Raw genomic sequence first — 22595 nt, forward strand, 5'->3', positions numbered from 1 at the left:
GCCGGTTAGTCGAGGTAGTCGCGCAGGACCTGGGAGCGGCTCGGGTGCCGCAGCTTCGACATCGTCTTCGACTCGATCTGACGGATCCGCTCGCGGGTGACGCCGTAGACCTGGCCGATCTCATCCAGGGTGCGCGGCTGGCCGTCGGTCAGCCCGAACCGTAGCCGAACCACGCCGGCCTCACGCTCCGAGAGCGTCTCGAGCACCGACTGCAGCTGATCCTGCAGGAGGGTGAACGAGACGGCATCCACGGCCACCACAGCCTCGGAGTCCTCGATGAAGTCGCCGAGTTGGGAGTCGCCCTCGTCGCCGATGGTCTGGTCCAGCGAGATCGGTTCCCGGGCGTACTGCTGGATCTCCAGCACCTTCTCCGGGGTGATGTCCATCTCCCGGGCGAGTTCCTCGGGCGTGGGTTCGCGGCCCAGATCCTGCAGCAGCTCACGCTGGATGCGGCCGAGCTTGTTGATCACCTCGACCATGTGGACCGGGATGCGGATGGTGCGCGCCTGGTCGGCCATGGCGCGGGTGATGGCCTGGCGGATCCACCAGGTGGCGTAGGTGGAGAACTTGTAGCCCTTGGTGTAGTCGAACTTCTCCACGGCGCGGATCAGACCGAGGTTGCCCTCCTGGATCAGGTCCAGAAACGCCATCCCACGGCCGGTGTAACGCTTGGCCAGCGAGACCACCAACCGCAGGTTGGCCTCGAGCAGGTGGTTCTTGGCCCGGTCGCCGTCCCGGCAGATCCACGCCATGTCACGCCGGTAGGCGACCGCCAGCTTCTCGCCCTTCTCGGCGTGCTCGGCCATCTTCTGGGTGGCGAACAGGCCGGCCTCGATCCGTTTGGCCAGCTCCACCTCCTCTTCGGCGTTGAGCAGCGCCACCTTGCCGATCTGCTTGAGGTAGGCGCGCACCGAGTCGGCCGAAGCGGTGAGCTCGGCATCCTTGCGGGCCTGGCGCAGTGCCTCGGACTCCTCTTCGTCCCAGACGAAATCACCTGAGGCCTTGTCCTTCTCGGAGGGCTCGGCGATCTCGTCGTCGTCGTCGGCGGCGGCGGCCTCCTCGCCGGCCTCCGCGGTCGCCGCGCCGGCAGCCGGCGCGGCTTCGCCGTCGCCGGACTCCTCGGCGTCCTCGTCCAGGTCTTCCAGGCTCAGGTCCGTGTCATCGATGTCCTCGTCACCGGGCTCGGTGTCCAGTTCGGTATCGGTGTCCAGTTCCTCGGTCGCGAGGTCGACCTCGGTGTTCTTGGCTGCGCCCTTGGCGCCCCTGGCGGCAGCCTTCTTCGCCGGGCCCCGGGCCGACCGGGTCTTGGGCTTGGTGTCGCCGTCGTCGGCGGTCTTGGCGGCACTCTTGGTCGCTGCCCGCGCCGTGCTCTTGGTGGCCTTCTTGGCCGGGGCGGCCTTGGTGGCCTTCGCCGGGGTCCGCTTGGCGGCGGTCCTGGCGGGGGCCTTCGCAGTCGACTTGGCGGCGGCCTTGGCGGGTGCCTTGGTGGCACTGCGCTTCTTGGGCTCCTCGGTCGCCGGCTTTGCCTTGCTCGCTGCCACGTCCACCCCTTCGGTCGGACTGACTTTCGGGTCGCAGGGCCGTGCGCCACCGAAAGTGTCGGGTATATCAGATGTCGGCTCTATATCAGTTGGGTGATCAACTGGGATAGTCGCCGCTATCGGTTAGGCGGCCGCCGCGGACCATTGTAACGACAGCACGCGGCAACAATCGCTGAGCGGGCGCTATTCAGCGGGTCACGTCGGCCGCGGACGCCATCGCGGCCCCGACGATCCCCGCGGTGTTCTGCAATGTCGCGGCGACCACCGGAGTCCGGTTGCGCAGCAGTGGCACCCATTCGTCGGCTTTGCGGCTGATGCCGCCGCCGGCGATGATCAGGTCCGGGCACAGCGCGTCCTCGATCGCCACCAACACCTTGGTCACCTGTTTGGACCACTTCCGCATGCTCCAGTTCTTGCGCTCCTTGACCGACGCGGCGGCCCGGTGCTCGGCTTCCTTGCCGTCGACATCGATGTGCCCGAGTTCGGTGTTGGGCAGCAGCTTTCCGTTGTGGATGACCGCCGAGCCGATCCCGGTGCCGAAGGTGAGCAACACGACGACGCCGGTGTTGTCCTTGCCCGCCCCGAACCGCTCTTCAGCCAGCCCGGCGGCGTCGGCGTCGTTGAGGATGACGACCGGCTGGCCGTTGAGTGCGGCCTGGATCGCGGCCTGGGCGTTCACCCCGATCCAGGACTTGTCGACATTGGCGGCGGTGCGCACCACGCCGTCGATCACCACACCGGGGTAGGTGACCCCCAGGGGACCGGTCCAGCCGAGTTTCCGGACCACCTCGGCGACGGTCTCGGCGACCGCGGCCGGGGTCGCCGGGCTCGGTGTCGGCAGTTTGTACCGTTCGCCGATCAGCGCACCGGTGTCGAGGTCGACGACGCCGCCCTTGATGCCGCTGCCGCCGACGTCGACGCCGAAGCCCCGTCGTTGCGGGTGCCGGTCGCCGGTCGCGGCAGCGGGCGGGGAATCGGTCGGGTCTGTGCCGGTCATGGATCTCCTCGGCGGGTCGTCAGCAGGTACCGGAATGGATCTTGGTCAGCAGGGCCGGGTCGGGGAGCCCGGTGGCGTCGGGACGCAGGCCGGCCAGCGCCGCCTCGATGTCGTCGCTGTGGGTCAGGCTCACGAAATCGCTGCCCACGGCCAGGTCGACGGAGTCGTCGAGGCGGTCGTCGCGGAATAACTCGGTGCACGGCGCCACCAGCCACAGCGCCGCAGCGGCGGCCTGTCCCGCCTCGCCGAAGCGGATCTGGCCGTTGCAGTCCAGCCGGCCGTTGGCATAGACCGGGTCGTTGGCGGCGGTCGGCTGGGCGAAGCCGTCGTCGCGCAGCGCGTCGGCGACGTCGGCGGCCTGTCCGGCGCGGCCGCTGGCGTTGAGGACGCGGGCTTTGATGTCGGCCAGTTTGGCCGGGGTGGTGGTGATCATCGCGGCGCGGGGCACCTGGGTGCCCAGTCGCGGCTGGTCGGGTTCGGTGGGCGCCGGCGGTGCGTTGCACACCGCGACCTCGTGGATGTCGGCCGGTCGGGTCAGCGCCACCGCCCACGCCACCGCGGTCATCAGTGCCAGGACGGCCAGGGCGTAGGCGGCGGGCCGGTAGTTGCGTCGCCGGAACGGCAGGCCATGCTTGTCGAACTCGGTACCGGAAGTGATTTGCGTGACCACGTACGCACTCTAGAGGGCGCGGACGACCGAGATGAGCGTGGTCAGCAAGGTGATGTGACGTAAATCACACATGATCTTGGCGTGATCCGGGCACGAATCATTTGGTGGATGCGTTCGACGCTGGTACAAAGCTCGCGCAGGGTTACCGAGGGGACTGAGGGGAGAAGACGATGGCTACCGACTACGACGCCCCGCGGCGCACCGAGACCGACGACGTTTCTGAGGACTCGCTCGAGGAGCTCAAAGCGCGGCGGAACGAGGCGCAATCCGCCGTGGTCGACGTCGATGAATCGGAATCGGCCGAGTCCTTCGAACTGCCCGGAGCCGACCTGTCCGGCGAAGAGTTGTCGGTGCGCGTCGTGCCCAAGCAGGCCGACGAGTTCACCTGCTCAAGCTGTTTTCTGGTTCAGCACCGCAGCCGGCTGGCCAGCGAGAAGAACGGTGTGATGATCTGCACCGACTGCGCGGCCTGATCCGGACCGACCCTCAACCCTGCAAGGCCGCCAGCACCCGCTGTGGATGACGGCAACTGACCAGCCAGTACGGCGTCGGGTCGTCCGGATCGTCGAGCACGACCAGCACCATCGGCCCCACCCAGCCGCGATGCACGACGTAGGCCGCCGGATCGAGTTGGCGGCCTAGCGCCGCCGACTTGGCCGACTGCGGGACCTCCGCGGAACGGGCGATCACGCCGGCCGGCAGGTGCGCCTCGCCCACCCAGAGTTGGACCTCGCCGCCGGTTTCGATGACGCGGACCTGGATGCGGCCCAACCACAGCAGGGCGGCCACGGTGATCGCGAAGAACACCGCGAACGGCAGCCAGCCCGGCAGGCTGCGCAGCCCCAGCCGTACCTCGTAGGCCATCAGCCCGTTGCCCACGAACCCCAGCGGCCACCACCACCAGGGCACCCACAGTTGCTCGCGGTACCGCACGGTTTGTGACGCCCGGTGGTTCACACGCGATCCCGACATCCGGTTAAGAGTAGTCTTGCGCCTCGTGTCGCCCAGTCTCGCGGTTGTTCGCCTGGATCCTGATCTCCCGTTGCCGAGCCGTGCCCATGACGGTGACGCCGGCGTCGACCTGTACAGCGCGGTCGATGTCGAGTTGGCCCCGGGCCGGCGTGCGCTGGTGCCGACCGGTATCGCGGTGGCGATTCCGTTCGGCATGGTCGGCCTGGTGCATCCGCGTTCGGGTCTGGCTGCGAGGGTGGGTCTTTCGATCGTCAACAGTCCGGGAACGATCGACGCGGGTTACCGCGGTGAGGTTAAGGTGGCGTTGATCAACCTGGACCCGGCGACCCCGATCGAGATCCACCGGGGGGACCGGATCGCCCAGCTGGTGGTGCAGCGGGTCGAGTTGCCAGAACTGGTCGAGGTGACTTCGTTCGACGAGGCCGGCCTGGCCGGAACCACCCGGGGCGGCGACGGCCACGGCTCGTCGGGCGGGCACGCGAGTTTGTGACGGCTTGTGACGGGCTCGTGACGGCAGAAGTGATGAAGATGGGCGGCTGTGATGGCATTCGGTAGGGGCAAGAGCAAGGCGGGCGCCGACGAGCCGACGCGCGCCGAGCCGGCACCCGGGGACGTGGCGGACTTCGACGGGGACGCGGGCGAGGAGCTCGAGGGCCCGTTCGACATCGAGGATTTCGACGACCCGGCGGCCGCGGCGACGGCCCGCCTCGACCTGGGTTCGGTGTTGGTGCCGATGCCCGCGGGCGCTCAGGTCCAGGTCGAGCTCAGTGAGGCGGGTGTGCCCAGCGCGGTCTGGCTGGTGACGCCCAACGGCCGGTTCAACATCGCCGCCTACGCCGCGCCCAAGTCGGCGGGGCTGTGGCGTGAGGTCGCCGCCGAGCTTGCCGAGGCGCTGCGGCGGGACTCCGCGAGCGTCAGCGTCATCGACGGCCCGTTCGGCCGGGAGGTGGTCGGATCGGCGACCGGTGCGGTCCGGTTCATCGGAGTCGACGGCTACCGCTGGATGGTGCGGTGCGTGGTCAACGGCCCACACGAGTCGATGGAGGCGCTCTCCCAGCAGGCGCGAGATGCCCTGGCCGACACCGTGGTCCGGCGCGGCGACACTCCGCTGCCGGTGCGTACCCCGTTGCCGGTGCAGCTGCCCGAGCCGATGGCCGAGCAGTTGCGTGCCGCCGCGGCCGCCAGGGGCGCGGCGCCCGGTGGTGGTCAGCAGCCCGGGGGAGTCCAGCCCGGCCCCGGCGGGGATGTGCCGCCGCCCGCGCCGACCGCTCGCCGCAGCGCGGAGGGGTCCGCGATGCAGCAGTTGCGCACTATCACCGGCGGTTAGCTGGCTGTAGGTCAGCCCGCCGCGGTGATCAGTGCCGTCAGGCACGCGTCGCCCAGGGCGGCCGGGTCAGCACCGATCTGTGCCAGCGTCACCGTGCGCAGCGCGGCCCGTGGCGCGGCCGAGACCCACTCGGTGGCCGTCCGCAACGGATGAACCGGGTCGTCGACGGCCGCGGTCACGCCCAACGGCACCGGCAGCGTCGCCAGCTCGGCGAGGGTCGGTGCCGTGTAGGCCGCCGCCTGCTCCAGCGCGTCGGGCAGCAGCGGCCACTGGGCGGTCCAGGAGCGGGTCAGCTCGTCGCCGAGCCAGCCGGGGCTGGACGCCCGCATGCGGGCCACCACGGCCGGCAGGCCGTCACGGCGCAGCTCGTCGGCGCTGAGGCGGGCGGCGTGGGCGGCCGGTGCGTCATCGGGGGCGCCGGTCCACGCCGGCAGCGCGGCCAGCACCCCGCGCGCCCGGCGAGGATGCCGCAGCGCCCACGCGGTCGCCACCGCCGCGCCGATCGACACGCCGCCGGCGATGATCGGAACACCGCGTGATGCCGCGGCGTCCAATGCGGCCAGGTAGCCCTCGACGAGACCGTCGGGCTGTGGCCGGTGGGCCACCAATTCGGCGCCCACCTGCCGCAACGCGCGCGAAAACACCCGGTGAATGTAGTCGTCGTCGGATCCGGTCCCCGGCAGCAGGACTGCCGTCACGCCGCGCAAATCGAATGCCACCCCTAGATGGTGCCGGGTGCTGCCCGCCACCCCGTAGGCCGGTCGTTGTGGCATTAGGTAATCAACAGGTCTACCCTAGCGTGCGCACACAACTGAGGGAGAGTGCAATGGCTGCGCCCAAAGGCTACCTGCGCCGGCTGACTCGGAGACTGACGGAAGACCCCGAGCTGCGCGATGTCGAGGAATTGTCCGACGAGGCGCTCAACACCGGCGCGCAGCGCGCCATCGACTGCGAACGCGGTCAAGAGGTCACCATGGTCGGGGTGCTGCGCAGCGTGGAAGCCAACGCCAAGGGCTGCGTGGGCGGGGTCCGCGCCGAGCTGTTCGACGGCACCGACACCGTGACGCTGGTATGGCTGGGGCAGCGCCGCATTCCCGGAATCGACTCGGGCCGCACCCTGCGGGTACACGGCCGGCTCGGAAAACTCGACAGCGGCTGCAAAGCAATTTACAACCCCCACTACGAAATCCAGCAGTGACGGCCGGAGACCGTCAGGCCGGTGTGACGATGACCGATGACTTCGGCCCCCAGGGGCCGCAGCGGCTGCTGGACCAGATCGGCGGCGTGGCCGGACTGATCTACTCGTCGCTGCCGATCGTGGTGTTCGTGCCGACCTCCAGCGTCTTCGGGTTGCGCGCCGCCGTGATGGCGGCGCTGGGGGTGGCCGCGGCGGTGCTGGCCTGGCGGCTCATCCGCCGGGAATCCACCCAGCCGGCGGTGTCGGGGTTCTTCGGGGTGGCGGTCTGCGCCCTGATCGCCTACCTGATGGGCGACTCCAAAGGGTATTTCGTGCTCGGCATCTGGACGTCGCTGGGATGGGCACTGGTCTTCGCCGGATCCATCCTGATCCGCCGCCCGGCGGTCGGTTACATCTGGAGCTGGGCCAGCGGGCAGGGCCGGGCCTGGCGCGGGGTGCGGGCGGCGGTCTACGCCTACGACGTCGCGACGCTGATCTGGGTGCTGGTGTTCGGTTCCCGGTTCGTGGTGCAGCGGCTGCTCTACGACGCCGGCCAGACCGGGTGGCTGGGGGTGGCCCGCATCGCCATGGGCTGGCCGCTGACCGCGCTGGCGGCGGTGATGACCTACCTGGCGGTCAAATACGTGCAGCGGGTACTGGACGACCAGCCCGGCCCGGACGCAGCTGACGACCGCGAACCCCGGTCAGTGCGGCGGTAGCAGCAGCCCGCGCAGTGCGTCCTCGACGCCGGTGGACGCGACGAACAGCAACTCGTCGCCGCCCTCCAGCGGCTCGTCGTCCTGCGGCACGATCACCCGGGTGCCGCGCAGGATCGTCACCAGTGCGGCGTCGCGGGGCAGCGTCAGCTTGCGCACCGGTTTTCCGCCCCACGGCGTGTCGTCGGGCAGCGTGATCTCCAGCAGGTTGCTGTCGCTCTTGCGGAACTCCATGAGCCGCACCAGATCACCGACCGCGACGGCCTCTTCGACCAGCGAGGCCAGCATCCGCGGCGTCGACACCGCCACGTCCACGCCCCAGGCGTCGGTGAACAGCCATTCGTTGCGGGGATCGTTGACCCGGGCCACCACCCGGGGCACGGCGAATTCGGTTTTGGCCAGCAGCGACAGCACCACATTGACCTTGTCGTCGCCGGTGGCCGCGATGACGACGTCGAAGTCCTCCAGGTGCACCGATTCCAGCAGACTCAACTCGCAGGCGTCACCGAGATGCCACTGCGCCTCGGCGATCTCGTCGACGTCGATGTGCTCGGGATTGCGCTCGATCAGCGTCACCTGGTGCTCGCTTTCGAGCAGTTCCCGGGCGATCGACCGGCCGACGGCACCGGCTCCGGCCACCGCGACCTTCACGGGTCCAGGTCCTCGCTCGGCGGCAGCGCGGCGATCGCCATCGCCTCGGCGACACGGCCCGACACCGCGACGATGTACACCTGGTCGCTGGCCTGGATGACGGTCTTGGGTTCGGGCAGGATGCCGGTGCCGAACCGGATCAGGAACGCCACCCGAGCGCTGACGGCCGCCTCGAGGTCGGTGACCGGGCGGCCGATCCAGTCCTCGTGCAGCACCACCTCGGCCACCGCGACGGTGCCGGTCGGGTCACGCCATTTGGTCGTCTCGCTCTCCCGGGTCAGCGCGTCGAGCAGCCGGTCGGTGGTCCAGGGCACGGTGGCGATGGTCGGAATCCCGAGACGCTCGTAGACGGCGGCCCGCTTAGCGTCGTAGATCCGGGCGACCACCCGCGCCACGCCGAACGTCTCGCGGGCCAGCCGGGCGGCGATGATGTTGGAGTTGTCACCCGAGGAGACCGCGGCGAACGCGCCGGCCTCCTCGATGCCGGCGCGCAGCAGCACGTCGCGGTCGAAACCCATGCCCAGCACCCGTTCGCCGTTGAATTCCGGGCTGAGCCGGTTGAATGCGGCGGTGTCGCGGTCGATGATGGCGACCTCATGGCCGATCCGGGACAGTCCGTCGGCAACCGAGGCGCCCACCCGGCCGCACCCCATCACAACTACCCGCACGTGCACGATCCTTTCGGCTGGTTTCGACTGGTTCTCGACTGCAGTCGTGCCCGTATCCGGTGAACGCTACCGCCAGCGCCGGCCTGGCTTACCCTTGGCTCTCGTGTCGAAGATTTCCACCGCTGCTCGCCGGCTTCTGCTGGGCCGGCCGTTCCGCAGCGATCGGCTCAGTCACACGCTGTTGCCCAAGCGCGTCGCGCTGCCGGTGTTCGCCTCCGACGCGCTGTCTTCGGTGGCCTACGGGCCCGAAGAGGTCTTCCTGGTGTTGTCGGTGGCGGGTATCGCGGCCTACCGGATGACGCCGTGGGTCGGCTTGGCGGTGGCGTTCGTGTTCATCACCGTGGTGGCCTCCTACCGGCAGAACGTGCACGCCTACCCCTCCGGCGGCGGCGACTACGAGGTGGTCACCACCAACCTGGGCGGCACGGCCGGCCTGACCGTCGCAAGTGCGCTCATGGTGGATTATGTTCTGACCGTTGCGGTTTCGATCTCGTCGGGGGTTGCCAACATCGGTTCGGCGATACCTTACATCGCCGACCACAAGGTGGCGTTCGCGGTGGGGACCGTCGTGGTGGTCGCCGCGGCCAACCTGCGCGGCATCCGCGAATCGGGCACCGCGTTCGCTTTCCCCACCTATGCGTTCATGATCGGGATCTTCGCGATGCTGGGCTGGGGACTGTTCCAGATCTTCGTGCTGGGCCACCAGCTTCAGGCCGACTCGGCCGCGTTCAAGATCGACTCCACCCAGGGCGAGCTGGTGGGGCTGGCCCTGGTGTTCCTGGTCGCGAAGTCGTTCTCGTCGGGGTGTGCGGCACTGACCGGGGTGGAGGCGATCAGCAACGGCGTGCCGGCGTTTCGCAAGCCGAAGTCGCGCAACGCGGCCACCACCTTGCTGATGCTGGGCGTGATCGCGGTGACGCTGATGATGGGCATCATCGTGCTGGCCCGCCAGACCGGCGTGAAAATCGCGGCGCGCCCGCACGAACAGCTGATCGGAGCGCCGGCGGACTACGACCAGAAAACGCTGCTGGCGCAGTTGGCCGAGACCGTTTTCCGCGGCTTTCCCCCCGGTCTGTGGATCATCGCCGGCGTGACCGCGCTGATCCTGGCGCTGGCCGCCAACACCGCATTCAACGGCTTCCCGGTGCTCGGATCGATCCTGGCCCAGGACCGGTACCTGCCGCGTCAGCTGCACACCCGCGGCGACCGGCTGGCCTTCTCCAACGGCATCGTGTTCCTGGCGGTGGTGGCCATCGCCTTCATCGTGGCGTTCGGGGCCGAGGTGACCGCACTGATCCAGCTCTACATCGTCGGGGTGTTCGTCTCCTTCACCTTGAGTCAGATCGGCATGGTCCGGCACTGGAACCGATTGCTGCGCAGCGAAACCGACCATGCGGCCCGCGCCACGATGATGCGTTCCCGGGTGGTCAACACCATCGGGTTCGTCGCGACCGGGACGGTGCTGCTCGTGGTGGTCGCCACCAAGTTCCTGGCCGGAGCCTGGATCGCGATCGTCGTGATGTCGGTGTTGTTCGCCATGATGAAACTGATCCGCCGCCACTACGACGCGGTCAGCCAGGAGCTGGCCGCGCAGTCCGCCGCCCTCGAAGACCAGGCGGTGTTGCCCAGTCGCAACCACGCCCTGGTCCTGGTCTCCAAGCTGCACCTGCCGACCCGCCGCGCGCTGGCCTACGCGCGGGCCACCCGCCCGGACACCCTGGAGGCGATCACCGTCAACGTCGACGACACCGAGACCCGGGCTCTGGTCCGCGAATGGGAGGCCAGTGATATCACCGTGCCGCTCAAAGTGATCGCGTCGCCGTATCGGGAGGTCACCCGGCCGGTGCTCGAGTACGTCAGACGGCTCAGCAAGGAGTCGCCGCGCACCGTGGTGACGGTCTACATCCCGGAATACGTGGTGGGCCACTGGTGGGAGCAGGTGCTGCACAACCAGAGCGCGTTGCGGCTCAAGACCAGGCTGCTGTTCATGCCGCAGGTGATGGTGACCTCGGTGCCCTGGCAGCTGAACTCCTCGGAGCGGCGCAGGGAGCTGGCACCGCATCACGCCCCCGGTGACACCCGGAGAGGCTTCACGGAGTGACCGAACTGATCTTGGACGTGGGTCCACCGGCCAACGGGGGCAGTTGTGTGGCCCGCCATGACGGTCGGGTGGTGTTCGTGCGCTACGCGTTGCCCGGCGAACGGGTGCGGGCCCAGATCACCGCCGAGCGCGGCTCATACTGGCACGCCGAATGCGTGGAGGTGCTCGACGCGGCGGACGGTCGGATCGCCTCGCTGTGTCCGATCGCCGGCGTCGGCGGCGCCGGCTGCTGCGACCTGGCGTTCGCCGAGCCTGCCGCGGCGCGGGCGCTCAAAGGGGAGGTGGTCGCGAACCAATTGGGCCGGCTCGGCGGGCATGACTGGCACGGCGAGGCCGAACCGCTCGGTGAGGACGGCCCGACCGGCTGGCGCAGCCGGGTCCGGCTGGCGGTCGGCGCCGACGGGCGGGCCGGATTCCACCGATATCACAGCGACGAGCTGGTCACCGATCTGCGGTGCGGCCAATTGCCCGCCGGGATGACCAAGGGGCTGGCCGAGCAGACCTGGCAACCGGGCGATCAGCTGCACGTGGTGACCGATGACGACGGCGTCCGGCATGTGGTGAGCACCGGCCGCAACCACCGCCCGCACGTCCTCGAGGGCGACTATCACGCCACCCAGTGGGTCGGCCGCCGGCGTTGGCGGATTCCGGTGACGGCGTTCTGGCAGGCGCATCGGCGGGCGGCCGCGCTCTACAGTGCGCTGATCTGCGACTGGGCGGCGCCGGAAGCGGGCATGACCGCCTGGGACCTCTACGGCGGGGCCGGGGTCTTCGCTGCGGCACTGGCCGAGGGGGTGGGGACCTCCGGCGAGGTGGTCAGCGTCGACACCTCACGGGCCGCGACGGCCGCCGCCCGGGCCGCCCTGGCCGATCTGCCGCAGGTGTCGGTGCGCACCGGCTCGGTGCGCCGGGTGTTGGCCGCACAGCCGCGGGCTGCTGACGTCGCGGTGCTGGACCCGCCGCGCGCCGGCGCCGGCCGCGAGGTGATCGAGGCGCTGGCGGCCGCGGCGGTGCCGCGGCTGGTGCACATCGGTTGCGAGGTGGCGGCGTTCGCCCGCGATATCGGCTTGTACCGCGAGCACGGCTATGCCGTTGAGCAGATCCGGGTGTTCGACGCGTTCCCGCTCACCCACCACGTGGAGTGCGTGGCGCTGCTGACGCACAATTAGACCCGCGCAAAAAAATCAGCCGAACACGAAGTAGCGCAACCACAGATACGGCGCCGCCAACGCCACCGAGACCACGGTGACCACGATGCCCTTGCGGGTGAACTCCCAGAACGTGATGGGATGCCCGGCGCGACGGGCGATTCCGAGCATCACCACATTGGCGCTGGCCCCGACCGCGGTCAGGTTGCCGCCGAAGTCGGCGCCGAGCGCCAGCGCCCACCACAGGGCGTCGGGGTGCAGGTCGTTGGGCAGTGTGGTGCTCAGCTCGGCCACGATCGGTGTCATGGTGGCCACGTACGGGATGTTGTCGATGATGCCGGACACCGGTGCTGATACCCCGAGGATTCCCATCGTGGTCAGCAACGCGTTGCCGCCGGTGAGTTCGGTGGCGCCGTTGGCCAGGGCAGCGATCGCCCCGGTGTCCACCAGGGCGCCCACCATCACGAACAACCCGGCGAAGAACAGCAGCGTCTCCCACTCGACGCCGGACAGGTAGTCCGAGCGCTCCATCTTCGAGATCACGATCAGCACCCCGGCGCCGAGCAGCGCCACCACGGACGGCTCCAGGTTCAGCGCGGAGTGTCCGATGAACCCGGCGAACACCCCGGCCAGCACCAGGCCGCACTTGATCAGCAGGCGGCGGTCTTGGATCGCCTCGTGCTCCTCGAGCGCCATCACGTCGTCGACCCGGTCGGGGTCGACAGCGAACGATCCCGGAAACAGCCTCGGCAGCAGCGCGATGAACGCGACCAGGACGATGACGACGATCGGCGCCATGTGCACCAGAAAGGCGTTGAACGACAAGCCCGCTCGGCTGGCGATGATGATGTTGGGAGGATCGCCGACCAGCGTGGCGGCACCGCCGATGTTGGACGCGAACACCTCGGCCATCAGAAACGGCGCGGCGTTGATCTCCAGCCGGTCGCAGACCAACAGGGTGACCGGGGCGATCAGCAGCACCGTGGTGACGTTGTCCAGCAGTGCTGACGCAACAGCGGTCACCAGCACCAGCAGGATCATGATGCGCAGCGGGGAACCCTTGGCCCGCTTGGCCGACCAGATCGCGACGTACTCGAACACGCCGGTCTGGCGCAGCACGCTGACGATGATCATCATGCCCAGCAGCAGGAAGATGACGTCCCAGTCGATACCGGTTTTGCGAGAGTAGAAGATGTCGTCGGAGGAGATGACGGGCAGGATGACCACCGCGGCCGCCCCGGTCAGCGCCACCACGGTCTTGTTGATCCGGTCGGCGGCGATGAACCCGTAGGCGATCACGAAGACGGCGACCGCGAAGTAGATCATCGGGGGAGCCTCGCGGCGATCACCAGCTCGCGACGTGCGACCGGTCCGAATGCGAAGCAGTCGGCCGCAACCCCCACAATGCACCCCCCGGATACGGAATCATTGACGCCGACCAGGCTTCCCGGCACACCGCATGAAAATGGATACGTTATCAGCCGCGCCGATCAGGTTTTGAGCGCTGCCGCTAGCAGTCGCGAGGCGGTGATCACGCCGAGCAGTTTACCGTCCTTGACGACGGCGATCAGCGGGCTGCGCAGCCGGGCCATGGTGGAGGCGACTTCGATAAGGGTGTGCGCGGAACCGGCGGTCGGCAGTTCGGGCAGGTGCTCGGGCAGCACGTCGCGCACCGTCTTGCCGCGCAGTTTCTCGGCGGCACGATCGGCCACGCTCGCGCTGAGCACCCCGGCCAGCGACGGGTCGTCCTGGACGTAGCCCGGCACGATGAAACGCACCACCTGGGAGGCCGGCAGCACCGCGTACGGCTTGCCGGCCGCGTCGACGACGACGATGCCGGGCAACCGGTGCTCGGCCAGTAACCGGGCCGCGTCCAGCGCGTCGGAGTCGATGGCCACCACCGGGAATTCCTCAGCGATCTCGTCAGCCTGCATAGGACGACCATACGGTGGGTGCCCGTCGCCATGCGTAGACTAGCCGGATGCTTGAAGGGATCCGCGGCCCCGCCGATCTGCAGCACCTTTCGCAGCCGCAGTTGACCGCTTTGGCGGCGGAGATCCGGGAGTTCCTGATCCACAAGGTCGCCGCGACCGGGGGACACCTGGGCCCCAATCTGGGTGTGGTGGAGCTGACGCTGGCGCTGCACCGGGTCTTCGACTCCCCGCACGACCCGATCATCTTCGACACCGGTCATCAGGCCTACGTGCACAAGATGCTCACCGGTCGCGGCCCCGACTTTCACAGCCTGCGCCGCAAGGGCGGGCTGTCGGGATACCCGTCGCGCGCCGAGAGCGAGCACGACTGGGTGGAGTCCAGCCACGCCAGTGCGGCGCTGTCGTACGCCGACGGACTGGCCAAGGCCTTCGAGCTGACCGGCCACCGGAACCGGCATGTGGTGGCCGTCGTCGGCGACGGCGCCCTGACCGGCGGCATGTGCTGGGAGGCGTTGAACAACATCGCCGCCGGTAACCGGCCGGTGGTGATCGTGGTCAACGACAACGGCCGCAGCTACGCGCCCACGATCGGCGGTTTCGCCGAGCACCTGGCCGCGTTGCGGCTGCAGCCCGCCTACGAGCGGCTGCTCGAGCGCGGCCGCGCCGCGGTGCGCGGGATGCCGGTCGTCGGCGAGATCGGCTACCAGGTGATCCACAGCTTCAAGGCGGGCCTCAAGGACGCGCTGGCCCCGCAGGCGCTCTTCACCGACCTGGGGCTGAAATACCTGGGCCCGATCGACGGCCACGACGAGGCCGCGGTGGAGTCCGCGCTGCGCCGCGCGCGCGGCTTCGGCGCGCCGGTGATCGTGCACGTGGTGACCCGCAAGGGCAAGGGCTACCGGCCGGCCGAGGACGACGAGGCCGAGCAGATGCACGCCTGCGGCGTGATCGATCCGCTGACCGGGTCTGCGACCGAGACCGCCGGCCGCGGCTGGACGGCGGTGTTCTCCGACGCGCTCATCGAGTACGGCGCCAAACGCCGCGACGTCGTCGCGATCACCGCCGCCATGCCCGGCCCCACCGGGCTGGCGCCGTTCGGGCAGCGTTTTCCCGATCGGATGTTCGACGTCGGGATCGCCGAACAGCACGCGCTCACCTCGGCGGCCGGGCTGGCGATGGGGGGCCTGCACCCGGTGGTGGCGGTCTATTCGACCTTCCTCAATCGCGGCTTCGACCAGCTGATGATGGATGTCGCGCTGCACAAGCTGCCGGTCACCGTGGTGCTCGACCGAGCCGGGATCACCGGTCCCGACGGCGCCAGCCACAACGGCATGTGGGACCTGTCGATCCTGGGCATCGTTCCGGGTATGCGGGTGGCCGCACCCCGCGACGGAGTCCGGCTGCGCGAGGAACTCGGCGAGGCGCTGGACATCCACGACGGGCCCAGCGCGGTCCGGTTTCCGAAAGGCGATGTGGGCGAAGATATCCCGGCGATCGAGCGACGGTCCGGGGTGGATCTGCTGGCACTGCCGGCCGACGGGCTGCCCGCCGACGTGCTGTTGGTCGCGGTCGGCGCGTTCGCGCCCATGGCGCTGGCGGTGGCCGACCGGCTGCACAACCAGGGCATCGGCGTGACGGTGGTCGACCCCCGCTGGGTGCTGCCGGTACCCGCGATGATCACCGAGATGGCCGGCGCCCACAAGCTGGTGGTCACCTGCGAGGACAACGGTGTCGCCGGTGGTGTCGGCTCGGCGGTGTCGGCGGCGCTGCGGCGCGCCGAGATCGACGTGCCCTGCCGCGACGTCGGCCTGCCGCAACGTTTCTACGACCACGCCTCCCGCGGTGAGCTGCTGGCCGAGGTGGGCCTGACCGCCCAGGACGTGGCCCGCCAGATCACCGGTTGGGTGGCGGCGATGAGCAGCACCAACTGCGTCGAAGAGGTCAGTGAGCGGCTGGATTAGGGCGCGCCCCGATGGGCGGCCACGCCTTGTCGAACACCCACGTGAACACGAACGTGTAGACCAGGAAGAACACCAGCAGGCCGGCCTCCAGAGCGAACGCCTGCAGCAGCGACACGTGCAGGATCCAGGCGACTATCGGCAACAAGAACACCATCAGTCCGCCTTCGAAGCCGATGGCGTGTGCCACCCGGCGCCGCAGCGTGCGGGCCCGGGAGCGCTGCCGGCGCTCCCACGCCTCGAACACGGTGTTCCAGAGGTAGTTCCACAGCACCGCGACGGTCGATGCCGTCACGGCCATGGCACCGGAACTGCCGCCGCCGAATCCCAGAACGACAAGACCCAGGGCGGTGAGCACGATGGCGATGATCTCGTAGCCGATGACGTAGCTGACCCGGCGAACAACTGGTGACACGAGGTGCTCCAAGGAAAATCGACCATGGGAAGTCCTCGAAGGTTCGCGTCCATGGTGGCCGTGACGTGAGAAGCGCTGGCCGATCGACGAATACGGCTGCCGCATCCCGCAGTCTAGCAACACCTCGGCCGTGCCGGCGGGCGCAGCAGGCCGGCTGCGCTAGCCGCCGGCGACCGTAGCGCCGAGGGCTCGGGCGAGCAGCGGCACCGTCAACTGCCGCTGCCAGGGCCGGGCGTCGCCGGCGTTGAGGAACTCCTCGATCGCGGCCGCGGGATCCGGTGTCGCCGCATTCCAGTCCCAGCACAGCCGGCGCAGCAGGTCGGGGGAGAGCAGGTTCTCGGTCGGCACCACCACCTGCTCGGACAGTTGCCCGAGCGCGGCACGGGCCGCCTCCAGGCGCGCGGCCGCCTCCGGTTTACGCCGCGACCAGCGCGAGGGCGGCGGTGGTCCGCTCGGGGGTTCGGCGGAGTCCACCGGTTCCGGATTGTCGCGTGCGGCGGCCAGCGCGGCCAGCCAGGTCGCCGCGCTGCGGCGCTGCTTGGGTCCGCCGAACACCGGCAGCGCGAGCAACTCCTCGACGGTGCCGGGATCGGCTACGGCCGCGGCGATAATCGCCGCGTCGGGCAGGATGCGGCCGGGTGCGATGTCGCGGCGCGCCGCGATCCGGTCGCGCACCGTCCACAGTTCACGAACGGCGGCCAGTCCGCGCCGGTCGCGCACCTTGTGGATACCCGAGGTGCGCCGCCAGCGGTCCCGGCGCGTCGAGGTGGTGAAGTCGGTGCTCCGCAGATGATTGAATTCCTGTGCGGCCCAATTGGTTTTCCCCTGGCCGGACAGCACGTCGGCGATGGCGCCGCGTAATTCGATGAGGACCTCGACGTCCAGCGCCGCGTAGTTGAGCCACTCGGCGGGCAGCGGACGCTTCGACCAGTCGGCGGCGCCGTGGCCCTTGGCCAGGCCCAGCCCCAACAGTCGCTGCACCATCGCCGCCAGGTTGACCCGGTCGAAGCCGGCCAGCCGCCCGGCCAGTTCGGTGTCATAGAGCGCCTTGGGCCACATCCCGACCTCGGCCAGGCAGGCCAGGTCCTGGTCGGCGGCGTGCAGAATCCACTCGTCGTCGTCGAGCACCTCGGCAACCGGGCGCACCAGGGCCGCCGGATCCGAGCCCGCCCCGACCGGGTCGATCAGCACGGTGCCGGCACCGGCGCGCCGGATCTGGATCAGGTAGGCGCGGTTGGAGTAACGGAAGCCCGACGCCCGCTCGGCGTCCACCGCGAACGGGCCGTGGCCGCGGGCCAGCTTCTCGGCGGCGGCCCCGATCTGCCGGGCGGTGACCGACACCTCCGGTACCCCGTCGGCGGGATGGGGCAGCGGCGTCGGTTCGGGCTCTTCGGTGGCCGGCTCGGTTGTCTGTTCGGTCATCTCAGACGCGGGTTCGCGAGCTCAGGTCGGTGATCCCGACCGGCGGCAGGCCCGCAGCATGTTCGAGGACCTCGCAGAATGCCTGGACGTGCGCCCCCAGCTCGGGACTGGTGGCGGTCCAGGACGCTCGCAGCTCCAGTTGGTGTCCGCGGGGCGGGCCGGAGATGTCGCCGTAGCGCACCGATGTGGTGGCGGTGACGGTCCCGCCCAGCGCGGTCATGTGTTCGGTGCGCGAGCCCAGCGCTTCGACCAGCCAACTCCAGGCGACCTCGGGCAGCAGCGGGTCGATCGCCTCCTGCGGGTCCAGGTCGGCCTGGATGAAGGCCACCAGTCGCATGGTGCCGTCCCAGGCGTCGGTGCCGTCCGGGTCGTAGAGCAGGATCAGCCGGCCGAACGCATCGCCGTCGGAGTCCTGCGGGACGGAATCGGATTCGGCGTGTTTGACCTCGGCGCCCAGCGCATAGCTGTAGGGCGCCAGCCGCTGGGGTGGCCGGATCGGGCCGAGCTCGATCTCGGACCGGACGGTCGCGGCGTGCATGGTTGCCACCGCTTCGCGGAACGGGGCAGGCTCGGCTGATGTCACGGGTGCCGCTCCTTAACTGATCGCTGTGCCTCGCGCCGCCAGCGGCCGGCCCCCGGGTGCTCTGCTGTGCACCGCCGCGACGCGGGTCGCCGAATCTCACGCTAACCCCCGACGCCGGTCGGCGCAGAAAGGCGCGCCGAACCGCGCGGTTCAGCGAGGCTCGACGGAGTCGAGCCGAAGCTGGAACCGCCGTATGAACCGCGCGGTTCAGCGAGGCTCGACGGAGGAGAGCCGAAGCTGGAACCGCCGTATGAACCGCGCGGTTCAGCGAGGCTCGACGGAGTCGACCCCCGGTTCGGCGAGGCGAGGGGAAGCCCGGACCGCCGCATGACTCACGGGCCGTTCTCGCGCCGTAACCGGTCGTGGCAGCATTGAGGCCGATGAGTGCCCGTCGAGAACTGCCCGATTCGCCCTACCTGGCCGCCGCTGCCGGCCGGCAACCCGGCCGGGTGCCGGTCTGGTTCATGCGGCAGGCCGGCCGGTCGCTGCCCGAATACCGAGTGCTACGCGCCCAGCACCGCATGCTGGAGGCCTGCTTCGACCCCGAGCTGGTCTGCGAGATCACGCTGCAGCCGGTGCGCCGCCACGGCGTGGACGCCGCGATCCTGTTCTCCGACATCGTGGTGCCGCTGCGCGGGGCGGGGGTGGACTTGGACATCGTGCCCGACGTAGGGCCGGTGATCGCCGAGCCGCTGCGCAGCGCGGCTGACGTCGCTGCCCTGCGGCCGCTGGAACCGCAGGGCGTGACGGCCGTCGCCGAGGCGGTGTCGCTGCTGGTGGACGCGCTGGGCGACGTGCCACTGATCGGTTTCGCCGGTGCGCCGTTCACGCTGGCGTCCTACCTGGTCGAGGGCGGGCCCAGCCGGACCCACGCCCGGACCAAGACGATGATGCTGGCCGAACCGGACACCTGGCATCAGCTGATGACCCGGCTCACCGATCTGACCATCGCGTTCCTGACCGTGCAGCTCGACCACGGCGTGGACGCCATTCAGCTGTTCGACTCCTGGGCGGGCACCTTGAGCCTGGCCGACTACCGCAGCTTCGTGTTGCCGCACAGCGCCCGGGTGTTCGCCGCGCTGGCCGACGCTGGCGTGCCGATGACGCACTTCGGGGTGCAGACCGCCGAGCTGTTGGGCGCCATGGCCGAAGCCGGCGCCACCGTGGTGGGAGTCGACTGGCGGACCCGGCTCACGGATGCCGCCACCCGGGTCGGCACCGGCATCGCCCTGCAGGGCAACCTGGACCCGGCGGTGGTGCTGGCGGGCTGGCCGGCGACCGAACGCGCGGCCCGCGCCGTCGTCGCGGACGGTCGTGCCGCGGTGGCCGCCGGCGCGTCCGGGCACGTGTTCAACCTCGGGCACGGCGTGCTGCCGGAGTCGGATCCCGGCGTGCTCACCGACCTGGTGGCGCTGGTCCACTCGTTGTGACGTCGTCGTACTGCGTCGTCGGAGGCGGGATCTCCGGTCTGGCCGCCGCCTACCGGCTGCGCGCGACGCTCGGTGGCGCACCCACCATCACCGTCTTCGACCCGTCCGATCGGCTCGGCGGGGTGCTGCGCACCGAGACCCTGGGCGGTATCGGCGTGGACGTGGGCGCCGAAGCGTTCATCGCTCGCCGGCCCGAGGTGCCCGCGCTGCTGTCCGAGCTGGGCCTGGCAGACCGGGAGCGCACCACCACCGGGGTCCGGCCGCTGCTCTACAACCGCCGGCGGTTGCATCCGCTGCCGCCGGGCACGCTCAGCGGAATCCCGTCGTCGCCGGGGTCGATGGCCGGTCTGGTCGACGAGGAGACCATCGCCCGCATCGCCGGCGAACCCAACCGGCCGCTGACCTTCGAGCCCGGCAGCGACCCGGCCCTGGGCGCCCTGGTCGGCGACCGGTTCGGCGAGCAGGTGGTGGCTGCCTCGGTGGATCCGCTGATCGGCGGGGTGTATGCCGGGTCGGCGGCGACGGTCGGGTTGCGCTCGGCGGTGCCCGGCCTGGCCGCCGCGCTGGACGCCGGGGCCCCCAGCCTGACCGCGGCGGTGGCACGGGCGATGCCGAGGGCAACCGGCACGCCGGTGTTCGGCGCCATCGCCGGCGGCTACCAGGTGCTGATCGACACGCTGGTGCGCCGCAGCGGGCTGCGCTGGGTGCAGGCGGCGGTGACGCAGATCGACCCGGCGGACGGCGGCTGGCTGTTGCGGGATGCCGCCGGCGGTTTCCACCGTGCCGACCGGGTGGTGATGGCGGTGCCGGCCCACGCGCTGGCCCGGCTGGCGACCGGATTCGCGCCGCGCACCGCGGCTGCGGCCAGCGGCATCGTCAGTGCGTCGTCGGTGGTGGTGGCGCTGGCGGTGCCCGCCGGTGCGGCGTTCCCGGACAATTCCGGGGTGCTGGTCGCGACCGGGGAGACGCTGCACTCGAAGGCGCTGACGCTGACCTCGCGCAAGTGGGGGAACTGGGGCTATGGCGGCAAGGTCGAGTTGCTGCGGTTGTCGTTCGGCCGGTTCGGCGACGCCCGCACCCATGCCGGCGAGGCTGAACTGGTGGAGTGGGCCGTGCAGGATCTGGAGACCCTGTTCGGGGCCGCGGTAGATCCGGTGGAGGTCCGAGTGCAGCGCTGGCCTGCGGCGATGCCGCAGTACCGGGCCGGGCACGCCGCCCTGGTCGGCGAACTGCGCGCCGGGCTGCCGCCGACGGTGGCGGTCGCGGGCAACTATCTCGACGGCATCGGTGTTCCGGCGTGCATCGCGGCGGCCGACCGCGCCGTGGCGGCAGTGATCAGCGCCACCCCGGCCCCCTAGCGGCGGCGTGTCGTGGCAGCATGTGGAGCATGGCGCACCTCGATTACGACAAGCTGAACTCCACCCTTCGCTACGTGATGTTCTCGGTGTTCTCGGTTCGTTCCGGAGCCCTCGACGAGGGCCCCGTCAGCCGCGACGAGGTCGCCGATCAGGCCGCCACCTTCTTGAAGCAGCAGGAAGAGCGCGGCGTGGTCATCCGCGGTGTCTACGACGTGGCCGGCCTGCGCGCCGATGCCGACTTCATGATCTGGTCACACGCCGAGCGGGTGGAGGACCTGCAGGCCGCCTACGCCGGCTTCCGGCGCACCGCGCTGGGCCGGGCCTGCACGCCGGTGTGGAGCAACGTGGGCCTGCACCGGCCCGCCGAGTTCAACAAGAGCCATGTCCCGGCGTTCATCGCCGGTGAGCCGGCCGGCGCCTACATCTGCGTCTACCCGTTCGTGCGTTCGCACGAGTGGTATGTGCTGCCCGAGGAGGACCGCCGCCGGATGCTGGCAGAACACGGGATGGCCGCCCGGCCCTACAAGGATGTTCGCGCCAACACCGTGCCGGCCTTCGCGCTCGGCGACTACGAGTGGATCCTGGCGTTCGAGGCGCCCGAACTCGACCTGATCGTCGACCTGATGCGCGACCTGCGCAACACCGAGGCCCGGCTGCACGCCCGCGAGGAGACCCCGTTCTTCACCGGTCCCCGGGTCGACGTCGAGCAGTTGGTGGCCGCCCTGCCGTGACCGGCGCATCCGGCCCGTCGGGAGCCGACGACGCCGAACGTTTCGAGGAGATCTACCGCGCCGCAGCGGGATTGCCCGCCGCCACCCCGTGGGACATCGGTGGCGCCCAGCCGGTGGTGCGGCGACTGGTGGCGCTGGGCGCGATCAACGGTGCGGTGCTCGACCCGGGCACCGGCCCGGGACACCATGCCATCCACTTCGCCGAACACGGCTTCGCGGCGACGGGAATCGACGTGTCGGAGACGGCGATCGAGCGGGCCCGCGCCAATGCCCGGGCGGCGGACGTCTCGGTCGACTTCCGGGTCGGCGACGCCAAGACCCTCGAGGGTTTCACCGACTGCTTCGACACCGTGGTCGACACCGCCTTCTACAACACGTTCGGCGGCCCGGCCCAGCACGACTACCTGCGGGCGCTGCACCGGGCGACCAGACCCGGGGCCCGGCTCTACCTGATCGCGGCCGCCGACTACAACATCAACGGGTTCTTCATGCCGCCGGCGATGTCGGTCGACGAGCTGCGATCCGGGCTGCCGGCCGGGGGGTGGCGGATCAGCTACCTGGGGCCGACCAGCTATCTGGTCAATGTCAGCGCGGCGCGGTTCGCCGCTCAGGCCGAGCAGAATCCGGCTGCGCCGCCCCGGATCCGGCAGATCGCGCAGCGGCTCGCGGTCATTGAACCGTTGCTGGACGGACAGTTGGTGCATGCCCCGTTCTGGGAAGTCCACGCCACCCGGGTGGACCAGCTTTAGCACTCGTCGGGCCTGTCGTTAGCGCGCAAAAGTGCGAGAGGGCCTCG

24 protein-coding genes are annotated in these 22595 nt (G+C 70.0%); 12 read left to right on the top strand and 12 right to left on the bottom strand.

The window, feature by feature from the left end; all coding sequences use genetic code 11:
* Positions 1-5: 5 nt before the first annotated feature.
* The 3 genes from AWC24_RS16405 to cei all read right to left on the bottom strand — a co-directional run bounded on the left by AWC24_RS16405 (position 6) and on the right by cei (position 3208).
* Positions 6-1541 (bottom strand): RNA polymerase sigma factor, encoded by a 1536-nt coding sequence (locus AWC24_RS16405; protein WP_085087141.1) that lies wholly within the window; start codon positions 1539-1541, stop codon positions 6-8.
* Positions 1542-1728: 187 nt separating this feature from the next.
* Positions 1729-2538 carry a polyphosphate--glucose phosphotransferase gene (gene ppgK, locus AWC24_RS16410; protein WP_085086696.1) on the bottom strand — a complete coding sequence of 270 codons (810 nt, stop codon included), beginning with the start codon at positions 2536-2538 and terminating at the stop codon, positions 1729-1731.
* A 19-nt stretch (positions 2539-2557) separates the two neighbouring features.
* Entirely contained in the window at positions 2558-3208 is a 651-nt protein-coding gene (gene cei, locus AWC24_RS16415; RefSeq protein WP_085086697.1) for an envelope integrity protein Cei, read from the bottom strand.
* Positions 3209-3378: 170 nt separating this feature from the next.
* Here cei and AWC24_RS16420 point away from each other — a divergent pair, with 170 nt between their 5' ends.
* Positions 3379-3681, top strand: coding sequence for a DUF4193 domain-containing protein (locus tag AWC24_RS16420; protein WP_013829371.1), 303 nt, complete (start codon positions 3379-3381; stop codon positions 3679-3681).
* Between the two features lie 13 nt (positions 3682-3694).
* On the opposite strand, the gene AWC24_RS16425 is transcribed toward AWC24_RS16420, so the two are convergent.
* Entirely contained in the window at positions 3695-4180 is a 486-nt protein-coding gene (locus AWC24_RS16425; RefSeq protein ID WP_085086699.1) for a DUF3093 domain-containing protein, read from the bottom strand.
* Positions 4181-4205: 25 nt separating this feature from the next.
* Here AWC24_RS16425 and dut point away from each other — a divergent pair, with 25 nt between their 5' ends.
* Together dut and AWC24_RS16435 are read left to right on the top strand one after the other, a co-directional pair.
* The gene (gene dut, locus AWC24_RS16430) at positions 4206-4670 is read left to right on the top strand and encodes a dUTP diphosphatase (RefSeq protein WP_085086701.1); all 465 of its coding nucleotides are present in this window, start codon (positions 4206-4208) and stop codon (positions 4668-4670) included.
* Between the two features lie 51 nt (positions 4671-4721).
* Positions 4722-5507 carry a DUF3710 domain-containing protein gene (locus tag AWC24_RS16435; protein WP_085086703.1) on the top strand — a complete coding sequence of 262 codons (786 nt, stop codon included), beginning with the start codon at positions 4722-4724 and terminating at the stop codon, positions 5505-5507.
* An 11-nt stretch (positions 5508-5518) separates the two neighbouring features.
* On the opposite strand, the gene AWC24_RS16440 is transcribed toward AWC24_RS16435, so the two are convergent.
* Entirely contained in the window at positions 5519-6226 is a 708-nt protein-coding gene (locus tag AWC24_RS16440; protein WP_085087143.1) for an alpha/beta fold hydrolase domain-containing protein, read from the bottom strand.
* Positions 6227-6333: 107 nt separating this feature from the next.
* Between AWC24_RS16440 and AWC24_RS16445 the strand changes: the two genes are divergently transcribed.
* A complete protein-coding gene (locus AWC24_RS16445) occupies positions 6334-6705 on the top strand; it encodes an OB-fold nucleic acid binding domain-containing protein (protein ID WP_085086705.1) in 372 nt (123 codons plus the stop codon).
* 29 nt (positions 6706-6734) lie between these two features.
* Complete coding sequence (locus AWC24_RS16450; protein ID WP_085086707.1) at positions 6735-7403, top strand: DUF3159 domain-containing protein; 669 nt, start codon at positions 6735-6737, stop codon at positions 7401-7403.
* On the opposite strand, the gene AWC24_RS16455 is transcribed toward AWC24_RS16450, so the two are convergent.
* Together AWC24_RS16455 and AWC24_RS16460 are read right to left on the bottom strand one after the other, a co-directional pair.
* Positions 7389-8051, bottom strand: a complete 663-nt coding sequence (locus tag AWC24_RS16455) for a potassium channel family protein (RefSeq protein ID WP_085086709.1) — start codon at positions 8049-8051, stop codon at positions 7389-7391. The two genes, AWC24_RS16450 and AWC24_RS16455, sit on opposite strands and share 15 nt — an antisense overlap.
* Positions 8048-8719, bottom strand: coding sequence for a potassium channel family protein (locus AWC24_RS16460; RefSeq protein WP_085087145.1), 672 nt, complete (start codon positions 8717-8719; stop codon positions 8048-8050). The genes AWC24_RS16455 and AWC24_RS16460 overlap by 4 nt, the downstream gene beginning before the upstream one ends.
* A gap of 103 nt (positions 8720-8822) precedes the next feature.
* Between AWC24_RS16460 and AWC24_RS16465 the strand changes: the two genes are divergently transcribed.
* Both AWC24_RS16465 and AWC24_RS16470 read left to right on the top strand, forming a co-directional pair.
* Positions 8823-10820: an APC family permease gene (locus AWC24_RS16465; protein ID WP_085086711.1), complete on the top strand. Its 1998-nt coding sequence runs from the start codon at positions 8823-8825 to the stop codon at positions 10818-10820.
* A complete protein-coding gene (locus AWC24_RS16470) occupies positions 10817-11989 on the top strand; it encodes a class I SAM-dependent RNA methyltransferase (RefSeq protein WP_085086713.1) in 1173 nt (390 codons plus the stop codon). Before AWC24_RS16465 ends, AWC24_RS16470 begins: the two co-directional genes overlap by 4 nt.
* 15 nt (positions 11990-12004) lie before the next feature.
* Here AWC24_RS16470 and AWC24_RS16475 read toward each other — a convergent pair whose 3' ends face one another.
* Positions 12005-13294, bottom strand: coding sequence for an ArsB/NhaD family transporter (locus tag AWC24_RS16475; RefSeq protein WP_085086715.1), 1290 nt, complete (start codon positions 13292-13294; stop codon positions 12005-12007).
* Positions 13295-13458: 164 nt separating this feature from the next.
* Positions 13459-13902 carry a CBS domain-containing protein gene (locus tag AWC24_RS16480; RefSeq protein WP_085086717.1) on the bottom strand — a complete coding sequence of 148 codons (444 nt, stop codon included), beginning with the start codon at positions 13900-13902 and terminating at the stop codon, positions 13459-13461.
* A gap of 47 nt (positions 13903-13949) precedes the next feature.
* On the opposite strand from AWC24_RS16480, the gene dxs reads away from it, so the two are divergent.
* Positions 13950-15863, top strand: a complete 1914-nt coding sequence (gene dxs, locus AWC24_RS16485) for a 1-deoxy-D-xylulose-5-phosphate synthase (protein ID WP_085086719.1) — start codon at positions 13950-13952, stop codon at positions 15861-15863.
* Here dxs and AWC24_RS16490 read toward each other — a convergent pair.
* The 3 genes from AWC24_RS16490 to AWC24_RS16500 form a co-directional block, all read right to left on the bottom strand.
* Positions 15844-16275, bottom strand: a complete 432-nt coding sequence (locus tag AWC24_RS16490; protein ID WP_085086721.1) for a PACE efflux transporter — start codon at positions 16273-16275, stop codon at positions 15844-15846. The two genes, dxs and AWC24_RS16490, sit on opposite strands and share 20 nt — an antisense overlap.
* A 159-nt stretch (positions 16276-16434) precedes the next feature.
* Positions 16435-17697, bottom strand: coding sequence for a ribonuclease D (locus AWC24_RS16495; protein ID WP_085086723.1), 1263 nt, complete (start codon positions 17695-17697; stop codon positions 16435-16437).
* 1 nt (position 17698) lies between these two features.
* Complete coding sequence (locus AWC24_RS16500) at positions 17699-18280, bottom strand: DUF3000 domain-containing protein (protein ID WP_085086725.1); 582 nt, start codon at positions 18278-18280, stop codon at positions 17699-17701.
* Between the two features lie 380 nt (positions 18281-18660).
* Between AWC24_RS16500 and hemE the strand changes: the two genes are divergently transcribed.
* The 4 genes from hemE to AWC24_RS16520 are packed head-to-tail and all read left to right on the top strand — an operon-like array spanning position 18661 to position 22548.
* On the top strand, positions 18661-19710 hold the full coding sequence (gene hemE, locus AWC24_RS16505) for a uroporphyrinogen decarboxylase (RefSeq protein WP_085086727.1): 1050 nt from the start codon (positions 18661-18663) through the stop codon (positions 19708-19710).
* Positions 19707-21068: a protoporphyrinogen oxidase gene (locus AWC24_RS16510; protein WP_085086729.1), complete on the top strand. Its 1362-nt coding sequence runs from the start codon at positions 19707-19709 to the stop codon at positions 21066-21068. Before hemE ends, AWC24_RS16510 begins: the two co-directional genes overlap by 4 nt.
* A gap of 29 nt (positions 21069-21097) precedes the next feature.
* Positions 21098-21799, top strand: coding sequence for a hydrogen peroxide-dependent heme synthase (hemQ, locus tag AWC24_RS16515; RefSeq protein WP_085086731.1), 702 nt, complete (start codon positions 21098-21100; stop codon positions 21797-21799).
* Positions 21796-22548: a class I SAM-dependent methyltransferase gene (locus tag AWC24_RS16520; RefSeq protein WP_085086733.1), complete on the top strand. Its 753-nt coding sequence runs from the start codon at positions 21796-21798 to the stop codon at positions 22546-22548. The genes hemQ and AWC24_RS16520 overlap by 4 nt, the downstream gene beginning before the upstream one ends.
* Positions 22549-22595 lie beyond the last annotated feature (47 nt).

Source organism: Mycolicibacter senuensis, from assembly GCF_002101885.1.
In the GTDB taxonomy this organism is placed as follows: Bacteria; Actinomycetota; Actinomycetes; order Mycobacteriales; family Mycobacteriaceae; genus Mycobacterium; species Mycobacterium senuense.